We start from the raw sequence: 12,387 nt of genomic DNA on the forward strand, positions 1-12,387 counted from the left end.
CTGGGTGATCTTCAGCCGCTGAGCCGCATGCCGTATGCACGCTGTACACCGTGTACACCGCGTACACCGCGTACACCGTGTGCACCGTGTGCACCGTGTGCGCCGCTCGTGCAACGGGCGGGCGAGCCATGTTGCCCGCCCGTCCGCGTCTCGCGTCTCCTTAACGCCTGCCATCACTGGGCGCCCGGCCGGCCGCTGCGACCGCTGCGTACCCCGTCCAGTCCGGTGAGTGCATTCATGATTTCCTGCGCCTGGGCCTTCGACACGCGCGACAGCACCACGCGCACTTCGTCGAGCTCGGGGTCATCTTCGCTCTGCTCGACGACGAACTGGCGAACCTTGTTCGCGCGCGGCCCGAGCGCCTCGTGGACACGATGCATTGACACCGTGCCACGGTCCGCCTGCAACACGACCGACGCACTTTGCCAACTCGCGCGGTAACGTTCCTCCAGCGGCTTGAGCCCGGCCAGAATCGCCAGGATGATTAACGTTGCCGCGATGCCGGCCGTGTAGAGGCCACCGCCGACTGCTAGGCCGATGCCCGCCACGGTCCACAGGCTGGCCGCGGTGGTCAGGCCGCGCACCACTTCGCCGCGCAGCAGGATCGAGCCCGCGCCAAGAAAGCCGATGCCCGACACGACTTGCGCGGCAACGCGCGACGGATCGAGTACGACGTGCTCGTTGCCGAGCACACCGGCGAAGCCGTACGCCGAAACCAACATGATCAGTGCCGAACCGACGCATACCAACATGTGCGTGCGCAGGCCCGCCGCCCAGAACAGACGTTCACGTTCGAAGCCGATTACGCTGCCCAGCAAGGCAGCGATGACCAGTCTCGCGATCAATTCAAAATCCGACAGCATGGCGTTCTCCCGACGCTTGCGCCGCGCTCAGCGGCGCGACATCGATGGATGGCTACGAGCGCGGACGCAAGCGGCCGCTGCACGCCGGCCCGCGATCTTCTAGGATACTCGGCTTGGACAGCCACGGAACGAGGACAACCATGACACTGCGCAAACTGGGCAACGCCGACCTGAGCGTTTCGCCCATCGCGTTCGGGGGCAATGTATTCGGCTGGACGGCGGACGCACGGCAGTCGTTCAATCTGCTCGATGCCTGGTGCGATGCAGGCTTCAATTTCGTCGACACGGCCGACGTCTATTCCTATTGGGCGCCGGGCAACCGCGGCGGCGAATCGGAGGAGATCATTGGCCAGTGGTTCGCCAGAGGCGCGCCGCGCGATCGCATCGTGCTGGCGACCAAGGTCGGCAAGCCGATGGGCGAGGGCAAGCGGGGCCTGTCGGCGGCCTACATCCGCGAGGCAGTGGACGCGTCGCTGCGCCGTTTGCGGACCGACTACATCGACCTGTATCAGGCGCACGCCGACGACCCGGATACGCCGCTCGAAGAGACGCTGACAGCGTTCGCCGAGTTGATTCAAGCCGGCAAGGTGCGGGCGATCGGCGCGTCGAACTACACGGGCGAGCGTTTCGCGGCGGCCCGCGCGGCGAGCCGCCAGCTTGGCGTGCCCGGCTACGAAAGCCTGCAACCCGAGTACAACCTGGTCGAACGCGCCCACTACGAGCAGGAGTTGGAGCCGGTCGTGACCCGCGAAGGCGTGGGCGTGATCAGCTACTACAGCTTGGCCAGCGGCTTCCTGAGCGGCAAATATCGCAGCCAGGCGGACTTGCAGGGCCGCGCACGCGGCGCGGCGGCCGGCAAGTACCTCGATGCGCGCGGGCTGCGTGTACTGGCCGCGCTCGATGCGGTCGCCAAGGACCATGACGCAACGCCAGCGCAAATTTCGCTGGCTTGGCTGTTGGCCCGGCCATCGATCACGGCGCCGATCGTCAGCGCCACCAGCGTCGCGCAGTTGCAGGAACTGGCCGGCGCCGCCACGCTACATCTGTCATCGGACGCGCTAGCGCGGCTCGATGCCGCCAGCGCGCCGGACGCAGCGTGCTGACTTGATCGTGTGCGTGAGCGCAGTGTGCGTCAGCGCACTGCTCGCTCTCTTAGACGACGAGTGCGCCGACCATGAACAGCGTTCGTGCCACGGGCTTCGCTTTGCGGCCGCCGGCTCCCGCCCGCCGCGTGCCGACGCGGTCCGCGGCCGCGATCGACACTGCCGTACGACAGGCTTAGCGGCCGGCCAGGAAACCGATGACCAGGGCCAGGCCGGCAACCGCACCCACCACGTGCCACGGCTTTTGACGGGCGACTTCATCAGCCTGACCCAGTGCGTCGTTCAGCGTACGGCCGACCGACGCGCTCTTTTCGGTGAGGGCACCGCGCGCGCTGGTCAGTTTCGAGAGCACGTTGCTCTTCAGGCCATCGACGTCGACGTCCTTCGCGCTCGACAACGCGGATTCGATTTCATCGAGCACCCGGTGCAGTTGGTCGCGACCGTCGTCGACCAGCTTGCCGGCCTTCGAACTGGCGTCGTCCGTGAAGTCGCGCGCCTTGGACACACCGTCGTCGAGGGTACGTTCCGTGCGGCTCTTGAACAGTTTCATAGCAGTCTCCTTGGAAGATGGCGGTAAACGGTGGGTGCGCCAGATTGGCGCGCGGTACCGTGTGAGGTGAACAAAAGTCCGTTCGCACTGCATCGCGCTTGAGCGACCCCTGTTACACAGAGTAGCGCGCTTTTTGAAACCGCGCCGGGCGCGCCGCTTATCGGTAAAGGGGCAGGCGGCGGGTGGATAGGCAGCCGGGGCAGGCAGCGGTGCAGGCCGCGCCTGCGGATGCGCCAATGCCCGCGGCGGCCATGGACGGCGGTTCGGTGTCCGGCTGGCAAAATCGGCAACACCGGCAACACCGGCCTGGTGATCAGTGCGCGATGCCGAGCGGCGCTCGCTTCCCGATCGCTCAGCCGATCTCGTCGGGCGGAGTAACCAGTCCATAGGTAGTGGACAGGAAACGCGCGAGGATCGCGCTGGAAACGACGCTGGCGCGTTCGGCCAGGAAATGGGTGAAGCCTTCGGCGGCGCTGGCGTCGGCTGAATCCGAGATCGTGCGCATCACCGCGCAGCGCACGCCGTACTCATGACAGACCTGCGCGACGGCCGCGCCTTCCATCTCCACCGCCAGCGCACCGGGCGATCCGGCCAGCAGCGCGCGGCGCGCGGCGTCGTCGGCCACGAAGCGATCGCCCGACAGTACCAGGCCGCGGTGCAACTGGCCGCCGCGCCTGCCGTCCCGTCCATTCGGCACGACGTCCGCGCCGGTTGTCGCCTGGTCTGCCAGGAAGCGCTGCGCGGCATCGGCCAGGGCGTCGCTGAGCCCGACGTCGGTCGCGAAGTCGGCGCGGCCGAGCAGCGGCACTTCAAAACGCGGAAACAGCGGAGACGCATCCATGTCGTGTTGGCGCAGCGCGTCGGCCACCACCACGTCACCGACGCCGACCGATGCGGCAAGGCCGCCCGCGACGCCGGCGAAGACGATCGCGCCCACATCGAACTGATGAATCAGCGCGGTTGCGGTGGTGGCCGCCGCGACCTTGCCGACCCGCGCCAGCGTCACGACAAGCCGTCGGCTACCGCGCTCGATCACCAGGTATTCGCGGCCGCCCCGGAGATGGGCGCGTGCATGCTCGGCGGCGCGCAGGCGCCCGAGCAGGGCGCTGATTTCCTGCGGCAGCGCCGCGATGATCGCGACCGCGTCTGAAGTATTCGGCATGCTTGGCTCCAGGGTAAGAACGGGCGGCGCGTTGGCACGGCCGCCGGCTCGGCCGTGGCGTGAGCGGTAAGGACCAACGAGAGATGAACCAGGGATGAAGCGCCGCGGCGCTTCAGGACGCGTCGTCGCCGAGCGGCACCACGCCGAAGCGTCGCTCGTTGCGGCGGTGCCACGCGATCATGCCGGCCATTGCGACGCAGATCACGCTGCCGAGCACGCCGATCACGGCGGCGCTTGTCCAGCCGTGCGCCAGCATCAGCGCGTAGAGGCCCAGCATGATCAGCACCGCAATGTTCTGATTGAAGTTCTGCACGGCAATCGACGCGCCGGCGCTGAGCAACACGTGCCCGCGATGCTGGAGGACGGCGTTCATCGGCACCACAAAGTAGCCGGACAGCGCGCCGATCAGCGCGATCAGCGGGTAGGCGAGGATCACGCCCACGCTGAGGTGCTGCCCTGCGATGTCCAGCGCCGCGTCGCCGAACAGCGAACGGTTGTAGAACGCGGTCGCGACGATCGCCACGCCGGTCACGATGCCCACCGGCAGGGCCGACATGGCGCGCCGCAGGCTGAGATGGCGCGCGGCGTAGGCGGCGCCGAACGCGAGTCCGATGCCGATCACCCCTTGCAGCACCGCGCCGCCGGAGAGCGTCATGCCCAGCGCGCTGCCCGCCCATTTCAGAATCAGCAATTGCAGCGTCACCGCTGCGCCCCACAACAGCGTCGTGACCGCCAGGACGATCTGTGCCGGCCGGTCATGCCAAAGCACCGAACAGGCGTGGCCGAACTGCGTGACCAGCGCGCCGGGATGGCGCAACTGCTGGTCGTAGCGCGCGCCGGTGTCGGGAATCCGCAGGTTGATCAGCGACGCGATGATGTAGATCAGCATGACGACCAGCAGCGCGGCGCGCGCCACGGTGCCCAGCGCCGGCAGGTGCAGCGCAGCGACCACCGGCGCCGCGTGACGACTGATCAACGCGCCGCCCAGCACGGTGCCGGCGATCGTCGAGCCCACCGTCGCTGCCTCGATCCAGCCATTCGCGGCAACCAGTTTGTCGGCCGGCAGGAGTTCCGTGAGGATGCCATATTTGGCGGGCGAATATGCGGCCGCGCCGATCCCGACGACGGCGTACGCGAGCATCGGATGCAGGCCGAACAGCATCGCCAGGCAGCCGAACGCCTTCAGCGCATTCGACAGCAGCATCACGCGTCCCTTCGGCATCGCGTCGGCGAACGCGCCGACGAACGGCGCCAGCACCACGTACGAAATCGAGAAGCAGAACTGGATCAGCGGCGTGACCCACTGCGCCGCGCGCATCTCGCCGAGCAGCGCGATCGCCGCGATCAGCAGTGCGTTGTCGGCCAGTGACGAGACGAACTGCGCCGCGATGATCGCGTAGAAGCCTTTTTTCATGGAGATCGCCGGCGCGCGTTCGGGACGCTCACGCGCAAGGCAGCGGCCGCTCAGGCCGGCGCGTCACCGGCCGGCGGGTTGGCCAGGCTGTGGCCACGCAACACGGCGACCATCTGCGCGAAGATCTTCGGGTTGCCGGCGACGATCTCGCCGAGGTCCATGAAGTCGCTGTCGCCCTTGTAGTTGCCGACCAGGCCACCGGCTTCGGTGATCAGCAGGCTGCCGGCCGCGACGTCCCAGGGCTTCAGGCCCTGTTCGAAGAAGCCGTCCATGCGGCCGGCGGCGACGTTGGCCAAGTCGAGCGCCGCGGCGCCCGGACGACGGATGCCGGCGCACGCCTGGGTCATCGCGCCGAACAAACGCAGATACTGTTCGAGTCCCTTCATCTCGCGATACGGGAAACCGGTGCCGAGCAGACCTTCGGTCAGCCGGTCGCGGCGGGCCACGCGAATGCGCCGCTCGTTGAGGAAGGCGCCCGCGCCGCGCGTTGCGGTGAACAGATCGTTGCGGGTCGGGTCATACACGACCGCGTGTTCGGTCACGCCCTTGTTGGTCAGCGCGATCGAGACGCAGTAATAAGGCAGGCCGTGGATGAAGTTGGTCGTGCCGTCGAGCGGGTCGATCACCCACTGATAATCGGACCGGCGATCGGTCGCACCCGATTCCTCCGCGAGGATCGAATGATCGGGGAACGCCTGATTCAGCGTCTCGATGATCGCGGCTTCCGCCGCACGGTCGATCTCGGTGACGTAGTCGTTGTGCTGCTTCTTGCTGACCTGCACGCGCTCGAGATCGAGTGAGCCGCGGTTGATGATGCCGCCGGCGCGACGCGCGGCCTTGACGGCGATGTTGAGCATGGCATGCATAACGTTTTCCTGCGTTGCACGGCTGGCCATCCGTCGCGGCGTCGCTGCCTGGGCCGCCCGTGCGCGCGGGTTGGGCGGCGGGCGGCTTGCGGCGGCAAAGCGAGCGGGGACGGCAAGCTGGCGACGTTCTGGTGACTGAAACAGCGCCCTGGGGCGGAGGGCCGCGAGGGACCGGCTGCGGACGAGCCGGCCGGGGCCGGTCCGCACCGTACCCACGCGGCGCGAAACCGGCATTTTATCCGAGTCCGCGCGCCGCGTTGTCGGTAAACTTGCGCGATCTGTCTTTGCCGGGCCATCGGGAGCCACTATGTCCGACTGTTTTGCCGCGACCCGTTTCGTTCTGGTCGAACCCAGCCATCCTGGAAACGTGGGTGCTGCCGCGCGCGCGCTGAAGACCATGGGCTTCGGCCGCCTGGTGCTGGTGCGGCCGCGCGAGCCGGATGTGCGTGCCCATCCGGAAGCGCGCGCGATGGCCAGCGGCGCGGACGACGTGCTGGCCGCCGCCTGCGAAGTGGCATCGCTCGACGCGGCATTGGCAGGCGTGCACTGGTCGTTGGCGCTATCGGCGCGCACCCGCGAGTTCGGGCCGCCGGTGCTGTCGCCGCGCCAGGCGGCCCGGCACGCGGCCGACCGCCGACCGGCGCCGGCGGCCTGCGAAATTGCGTTGGTGTTCGGTAACGAACGCACCGGCCTGGCAAATCACGACGTCGAGCGTTGCGCGGCAATTGCCCATATCGATGCAAATCCGGCCTACTCGTCGCTGAACCTGGCGCAAGCGATCCAGGTACTGGCCTACGAGATGCGAATCGCCTATCGCGACGCGACTGCCGCTGCGGCGGCTCCGGCGGCGGCCGCTACGGCCGCGCCCGGCCTGACCGCCGGGGACACGCTGGCGACGGGCTCGCTCGCCACGGACGCGCTCGCCGCGACACGTGCATCCGCGGCGGCGGAAGGTGCGGCAGGCTGGCCGGAAGGGCAGGCAGCGGGACGCGTGACGGCTGCGGCTCCAACCGCGGCGGCTGCTCGCGCCGAAGACATCGAACGGCTGTTCCAGCACCTGGAGCAAGGCCTGATTGCAATCGACTTCCTGGATCCCGCTCATCCGAAGAAACTGATGAGCCGGCTGCGGCGCCTGTTCGCGCGCTCGGGCCTGGAGAACGAGGAGGTGCATCTGCTGCGCGGCATCGCCAAGCAGATGTTGCTCACGGCGGGGCAAGCGCCGCAGCGCCGCTGAGCCGGTCGCCTCCGGGCGCGCGGCTGTCGGCACATATGGAAAGGCGCGGTCAGGCGTCGCCCGCCACGCCCCGCAACGGCATTTCGGCACCGTCGCCATCGACTTCGGGTAGCGGACACAGTTTGATGCCCGCCGCATCGATGCGCAGGTAGCCACCGCGTCGCGGCGTCATGTCCAGTTCCCAGTCCGGCAGCACCCAGCGCTCGACGGCGTGGCCGGCACGATGCGCGTGCAGCGCGGGCCGATGCGTATGTCCGTGCACGATGGTCTCGACCGGCGGCGCCACCCGCCGTTCCGCATCGATGCCGAGCGGTGTCGCGTCGCTCAGGTACACCCGGGCCGCGCCGCTTCGCGCACTGTCGGCGCGCAGCCGCGCGGCGAGCGCAAGCCGCCACCGCAGCGGCCAGGCGAGAAAGAAACGCTGGAGCCACGGCCGATGCACCAGCCGGCGAAAACGTTGGTAGCGCACATCGTCGGTGCAGAGCGTGTCGCCGTGCAGCAACCGAACGCGGCGGCCGAACGCAACGAGATCGTGGCGGTCCGGCAGCAATGTCGCGCCGGCACGGGCCGCGAAGCGCCGGCCAAGCAGGAAATCACGATTGCCGTGCATCACGTAGATGGCCACGCCACGGGACGAGAGAGCAGCCAGGCGGGCGGCCACGTCGGCGGCGAACGGGGTGGCGAGCATGTCGTCGCCAACCCAGAATTCAAACAGGTCGCCAAGAATGTACAGCGCGCTTGCGGTGCTGGCTTCTTCGCGGAGGAAACGTCCAAATGCCGCATCGGTGACCGGCAACGCTTCGCTCAAATGGAGGTCGGCGATGACGAGCACCGGGCCGGTACGGGAAGGGCTCATGCGTTCGGACGCGACATCGGAAGGGGGGCTGGCGGCAGGCGGCTCGCGCGGCACTGGCGCGGCAACGGCACGAAAGGAGTGGTTCAACGAGGTGGTCGTTCAATCGCGCGCCGGCTCGCGCCGCTCACCGGCCACAGCCGTCAGGCGTGCCGCCGGCGCCATTCGCCCCGCGCCGCGCGGTCACGGCCGCGCGGCGTCCGACGCGCCGGCAAGCGGCGCGTCGCTTGCACTCAGTCGACGACGACCGCCTTCTCGATCAGCACGTCTTCGCTCGGCACGTCCTGGTGGAAGCCCTTGCTGCCGGTCTTGACCTTGCGGATCGTGTCGACCACGTCCTGGCCTTCGACGACCTTGCCGAACACCGCATAGCCCCAGCCCTGCGGCGACGGCGACGAATGGTTCAGGAAGTCGTTGTCGGCCACGTTGATGAAGAACTGCGCGCTCGCCGAATGCGGGTCGTTGGTACGCGCCATCGCCACCGTGTACTTGTCGTTCTTCAAGCCATTGTTGGCTTCGTTCTCGATCGGTTGATCGGTCGGCTTCTGATCCATGCCCGGCGCGAAGCCGCCGCCCTGGATCATGAAACCGTCGATCACGCGGTGGAAGACGGTGTTGTCGTAGTGCCCCTTGCGCACGTAGGACAGGAAGTTCTCGACCGTCTTCGGCGCCTTCGCGGCGTCCAGTTCGAGCTTGATCACGCCCTTGTTCGTATGCAGTTCAACCATGAAAACGCTCCTGTTTCTTGAGGGAAGCCGCCCCGGCTTTGCCGGGCGGCCATGGGACGGTGCGGCGCGGCCGCGGCCTCAGGGCTTGACGATGCGAGCCTGCTCGATCACCACCTGACGCGTCGGCACATTGGCCATCGCACCGTGACGCGTGGTGGGCACGGCCTCGATACGCTTGATGACATCCATGCCGGCCACGACCTTGCCGAACACCGCGTAACCGTTGCCATCAGGACGAGGATAGTCCAGATTCGGATTGTCCACCGTGTTGATGAAGAACTGCGCGGTCGCCGAATTCGGATCCGCGGTCCGCGCCATGGCGAGCGTACCCGCGCTGTTCTTCAGCCCGTTCTGCGATTCGATCGGGATCGGGGCGCGCGTCGGCTTCTCGTTGAGCGCCGCGTCGTAGCCGCCGGCCTGCACCATGAAGCCGGGAATCACGCGATGGAACACGGTGCCGTCGTACTGGCCGGACTTCACATACGACAGGAAGTTCGCGACCGTCTTCGGCGCACGCGCCGGGTCGAGGGCCACGCGGAACTCGCCCATCGTGGTGGTGAAGGCGACTTCGGGTTGGGCGCCGGGCGCGGCCTGCGCCAGTGCGGACGATGACGTGCCGGCCAATGCGGTGACGGTCATGCCGGCCGCAACGGCGGCGCGCAGCGCCAGGCGACGCAGCGGCGACGCGGCGGCGCGCGAGAGGCGGTTCTGATCGGGGGCCATGCGGGTCTCCGGTGGAAAAATCGGGGCGGTGCCGGCCAGCGTGCCGGTCCGCGCGACGGTGGCGGGAACGGCGCTCGCGTCGCGGCGGCCGTTCAAGCGGCACATGCGCGGTCGGGCGCGGTCGGGCGCGGTCGGGCGCGCGGTGCCGGGTGCTCAGGGACGGACGGGCACCGTCGTCGAAATGCTGGTGTCCTGGCGCGCGGTCGATGGGAAGTGCGCCGACTTGTCGCTCGCGGTCGCGCTCTCCCGGCTCGACGGGCCGGCCTCTTCGTCGGCGCCGTCGCTGGTGCCATTGCCGGTGCCATTGCCGGCGCTGTCGACCGAGCGCTTCGCGCGGGGCGGCGTGGTCGCCGGTGCCTGCCGCACCAAGGTCGCGATCTGTCCGGCGCGTTGCGTGCCCACCGCGTCGCCGGAACGTTCGTAGGCGAGCTGCGCGAGCTTCAGGTAGACGTCGCCCAGATTCCGATAGGCGAGCGTGAAGCCCGGGTGAGCGCGCAGCGCGCTCTCGAGCGTGACGCGCGCATCGTCCAGCCGTCCGGCTTGCGCGTAGAGGGCGGCCAGGTTGTTGTACGGTTCGGGCAACTCCGGATGCCGCTCGATCAGACCTTCAAAGGCCTGGATCGCCTCTTCGCGGCGTCCCATCCGGGCCAGCACCGTGCCGCGCTTGAACTGGGCCTGCACGTCGTCCGCATGGCTCGCGATGCGCGCGTCGAGTTCGTGCAACGCTTGCGGCCACTGCTGCGATGAGATGGCCGCGTCGACGGCCGGCGTGTCGTCGGTGTAGGCGGTCGCCGTCTGAGCGTGCGCAGTCATGCCAGTGCCGCCGAGCACCAGCCAGGCCCCGAGCAATATACCGCGCAGCCCGCGTGCGCCAGCGCCGCGCATCGACGCGACACGCGCCCCGCGCGGCGCGGCCGGCGCAATCTGCAGCAGGTGCAGCGGCAAGTGACGTAGGTCGATCGGCGCGATCGGCGCCGCGGCGCGGCGCGCAGCCGCGGAGCTGCCTGAACTGTTCATATGGCTGGGTCGCGATGTTATACTCGGTGCGCATTCTAGCAAAAGGTCGGGCCGGCTCGGGAGTCGGCCCGATTGCCTTTGCAAGATAGGTTTTTGCCTTGCTGGTGCCACGTTCCGCGTCCGGCCGGTCCTTGCCAGTCGTACACCGCCACGGTCGCGTCGGCGCGCTGGTGGTCCGGACCCGGGTCGTGGCCTGGCTTGGCGGTGCAAGCCGGGCAACCCTGGCGGGGTCGGCCCGGCAAGGTATCCCTCCGGCACCGGTGGTGCGCTTGCCGTGCCGTTCCCTTTCGAAATCGCTCGCTATTCCGATGCCGTTCCGTTCGTTCCTCGACTCGCTTCCCGCGTCCGGCACCGGACTTCGCGCGGGGCAGCCGGCCATGGGGCAAGCGCGTAACCGCATGCAGCGCCGCCGTCTATCCCCCCCGCTATGAAAGAACTGCGCATCTACAACTCGCTCGCTCGCGAGAAACAGGTCTTTACGCCGATCACGCCGGGCGAAGTGAAGCTGTATGTGTGTGGGATGACCGTCTACGACTACTGCCACGTCGGGCACGCCCGCGTGATGGTGGCGTTCGATCTGGTGCGGCGCTGGCTGCGCACCCGTGGTTATCGCGTCACGTATGTGCGCAACATCACCGACATCGACGACAAGATCATCCGCCGCGCGGTGGAGCAGGGCATCACGATCAAGGCGCTGACGGACCGCTTCATCGCGGCGATGCACGAGGATTCGACGGCACTTGGCATCGAGCCCCCGGACGTGGAGCCACGGGCGACCGACTACGTGCCGCAGATGCTCGGCATGATCGACACGCTCGCCGCCCGCGGCTATGCCTACGCGGCCGACGATGGCGACGTGAACTACGCGGTGCGCAAGTTCGACGGCTACGGCCAGCTGTCGGGAAAGTCGCTTGACGACCTGCGCGCGGGCGAGCGCGTCGCGACCAACGACGCTAAGCACGACCCGCTGGATTTCGTGCTGTGGAAGCGCGCGAAGGCCGACGAGCCGGCGGACAGCGTCTGGCAGTCGCGTTGGGGCGCGGGCCGGCCGGGCTGGCACATTGAATGTTCGGCGATGAGCTGCGCGCTGTTCGGCGCGCATTTCGACATCCATGGCGGCGGGCAGGACCTGCAGTTCCCGCACCATGAAAACGAGATCGCACAGAGCGAGGGCGCGAGCGGCGAGCGCTTCGTCAACTACTGGATGCACAACGGCTACGTGCAGATCGACGGCGAGAAGATGTCGAAATCGCTCGGCAACTTCTTCACGATCCGCGACGTGCTCGCGCGCTACGACGGCGAGGTGGTGCGCTTCTTCATCGCGCGCGCGCATTACCGCAGCCCGCTGAACTACAGCGACGCGCAACTCGACGACGCGCGTGCCGCGCTCAGCCGTCTGTACACCGCGCTGGATCAGACCGCGCCCGACGATGCGCCGCTCGACTGGAGCGGGGAACATGCGAGCCGCTTTGCGGCGGCAATGGACGACGACTTCAATACCGCGCAGGCCATCTCGGTGCTGTTCGAACTCGCCGGCGAAGTGAATCGTCGGCGCGAGCCGGCCATGGCCGCGCAACTGCGCGCGCTTGGTGGCTGCCTGGGCTTGTTGCAACGCGCGCCGCGTGCCTTCCTGCAACAAGGCGGGGGCCAGGCGCAGGCTATCGACGTCGCCGAGATCGAGACGCTGGTCGAGGCACGGCGGGCGGCCAAGGCCGGGCGCGACTTCGCGCAGGCCGACGCAATCAGGCAGCGCCTGCTCGACAGTGGCGTGGTGCTGGAGGACGGTGCGAAGGGCGTGACGACATGGCGACGCGCGTGAATACCGCCCGGCGCGAAGAGCCGACCGAAACCGGCGAGCCGGCCGCCCGCACCGC

The 12,387-nt window shown here is 68.3% G+C and carries 12 protein-coding genes; 3 read left to right on the forward strand and 9 right to left on the reverse strand.

The features are described from left to right. Positions 1–173: 173 nt before the first annotated feature. Positions 174–863: an MgtC/SapB family protein gene (locus tag BLU54_RS14795; RefSeq protein WP_091910012.1), complete on the reverse strand. Its 690-nt coding sequence runs from the start codon at positions 861–863 to the stop codon at positions 174–176. Between the two features lie 140 nt (positions 864–1,003). Here BLU54_RS14795 and BLU54_RS14800 point away from each other — a divergent pair, with 140 nt between their 5' ends. Beyond that, the gene (locus tag BLU54_RS14800) at positions 1,004–1,966 is read left to right on the forward strand and encodes an aldo/keto reductase (RefSeq protein WP_091910015.1); all 963 of its coding nucleotides are present in this window, start codon (positions 1,004–1,006) and stop codon (positions 1,964–1,966) included. Positions 1,967–2,141: 175 nt separating this feature from the next. On the opposite strand, the gene BLU54_RS23790 is transcribed toward BLU54_RS14800, so the two are convergent. From BLU54_RS23790 to BLU54_RS14820, 4 genes are all read right to left on the reverse strand, one after another. After that, positions 2,142–2,516, reverse strand: a complete 375-nt coding sequence (locus BLU54_RS23790; protein ID WP_170845161.1) for an ElaB/YgaM/YqjD family protein — start codon at positions 2,514–2,516, stop codon at positions 2,142–2,144. 352 nt (positions 2,517–2,868) lie between these two features. Next, on the reverse strand, positions 2,869–3,678 hold the full coding sequence (locus tag BLU54_RS14810) for a 5'-methylthioadenosine/adenosylhomocysteine nucleosidase (RefSeq protein ID WP_091910021.1): 810 nt from the start codon (positions 3,676–3,678) through the stop codon (positions 2,869–2,871). Positions 3,679–3,790: 112 nt separating this feature from the next. Then, on the reverse strand, positions 3,791–5,092 hold the full coding sequence (lplT, locus tag BLU54_RS14815; protein WP_091910024.1) for a lysophospholipid transporter LplT: 1,302 nt from the start codon (positions 5,090–5,092) through the stop codon (positions 3,791–3,793). Between the two features lie 50 nt (positions 5,093–5,142). Beyond that, positions 5,143–5,958, reverse strand: coding sequence for an inositol monophosphatase family protein (locus BLU54_RS14820; protein WP_091910513.1), 816 nt, complete (start codon positions 5,956–5,958; stop codon positions 5,143–5,145). 307 nt (positions 5,959–6,265) lie between these two features. Here BLU54_RS14820 and BLU54_RS14825 point away from each other — a divergent pair, with 307 nt between their 5' ends. Further along, positions 6,266–7,192 carry an RNA methyltransferase gene (locus tag BLU54_RS14825; protein WP_091910028.1) on the forward strand — a complete coding sequence of 309 codons (927 nt, stop codon included), beginning with the start codon at positions 6,266–6,268 and terminating at the stop codon, positions 7,190–7,192. Between the two features lie 49 nt (positions 7,193–7,241). On the opposite strand, the gene BLU54_RS14830 is transcribed toward BLU54_RS14825, so the two are convergent. The 4 genes from BLU54_RS14830 to BLU54_RS14845 all read right to left on the reverse strand — a co-directional run bounded on the left by BLU54_RS14830 (position 7,242) and on the right by BLU54_RS14845 (position 10,513). Then, entirely contained in the window at positions 7,242–8,048 is an 807-nt protein-coding gene (locus BLU54_RS14830; protein ID WP_091910031.1) for a UDP-2,3-diacylglucosamine diphosphatase, read from the reverse strand. 230 nt (positions 8,049–8,278) lie between these two features. Next, positions 8,279–8,773, reverse strand: coding sequence for a peptidylprolyl isomerase (locus tag BLU54_RS24005; RefSeq protein ID WP_091910034.1), 495 nt, complete (start codon positions 8,771–8,773; stop codon positions 8,279–8,281). Between the two features lie 78 nt (positions 8,774–8,851). Further along, entirely contained in the window at positions 8,852–9,412 is a 561-nt protein-coding gene (locus BLU54_RS24010) for a peptidylprolyl isomerase (RefSeq protein ID WP_211435365.1), read from the reverse strand. Positions 9,413–9,649: 237 nt separating this feature from the next. Further along, positions 9,650–10,513: a tetratricopeptide repeat protein gene (locus BLU54_RS14845; RefSeq protein WP_235837973.1), complete on the reverse strand. Its 864-nt coding sequence runs from the start codon at positions 10,511–10,513 to the stop codon at positions 9,650–9,652. Positions 10,514–10,940: 427 nt separating this feature from the next. On the opposite strand from BLU54_RS14845, the gene cysS reads away from it, so the two are divergent. After that, complete coding sequence (gene cysS, locus BLU54_RS14850) at positions 10,941–12,332, forward strand: cysteine--tRNA ligase (protein WP_091910037.1); 1,392 nt, start codon at positions 10,941–10,943, stop codon at positions 12,330–12,332. The last annotated feature ends 55 nt before the right edge of the window (positions 12,333–12,387 follow it).

Origin of the sequence: Chitinasiproducens palmae (genome assembly GCF_900095735.1) — a bacterium.
GTDB classification, from domain to species: domain Bacteria; phylum Pseudomonadota; class Gammaproteobacteria; order Burkholderiales; family Burkholderiaceae; genus Chitinasiproducens; species Chitinasiproducens palmae.

Bases quoted from the DNA above. Each gene is read 5' to 3' on its own strand.
- BLU54_RS14825 (WP_091910028.1), top strand. From the start codon at position 6,266: ATGTCCGACTGTTTTGCCGCGACCCGTTTCGTTCTGGTCGAACCCAGC.
- BLU54_RS14810 (WP_091910021.1), bottom strand. From the start codon at position 3,678: ATGCCGAATACTTCAGACGCGGTCGCGATCATCGCGGCGCTGCCGCAG.
- cysS (WP_091910037.1), top strand. From the start codon at position 10,941: ATGAAAGAACTGCGCATCTACAACTCGCTCGCTCGCGAGAAACAGGTC.
- BLU54_RS24010 (WP_211435365.1), bottom strand. From the start codon at position 9,412: ATGACCGTCACCGCATTGGCCGGCACGTCATCGTCCGCACTGGCGCAG.
- BLU54_RS14845 (WP_235837973.1), bottom strand. From the start codon at position 10,513: ATGAACAGTTCAGGCAGCTCCGCGGCTGCGCGCCGCGCCGCGGCGCCG.
- BLU54_RS14795 (WP_091910012.1), bottom strand. From the start codon at position 863: ATGCTGTCGGATTTTGAATTGATCGCGAGACTGGTCATCGCTGCCTTG.
- lplT (WP_091910024.1), bottom strand. From the start codon at position 5,092: ATGAAAAAAGGCTTCTACGCGATCATCGCGGCGCAGTTCGTCTCGTCA.
- BLU54_RS14800 (WP_091910015.1), top strand. From the start codon at position 1,004: ATGACACTGCGCAAACTGGGCAACGCCGACCTGAGCGTTTCGCCCATC.
- BLU54_RS23790 (WP_170845161.1), bottom strand. From the start codon at position 2,516: ATGAAACTGTTCAAGAGCCGCACGGAACGTACCCTCGACGACGGTGTG.
- BLU54_RS14830 (WP_091910031.1), bottom strand. From the start codon at position 8,048: ATGAGCCCTTCCCGTACCGGCCCGGTGCTCGTCATCGCCGACCTCCAT.
- BLU54_RS24005 (WP_091910034.1), bottom strand. From the start codon at position 8,773: ATGGTTGAACTGCATACGAACAAGGGCGTGATCAAGCTCGAACTGGAC.
- BLU54_RS14820 (WP_091910513.1), bottom strand. From the start codon at position 5,958: ATGCATGCCATGCTCAACATCGCCGTCAAGGCCGCGCGTCGCGCCGGC.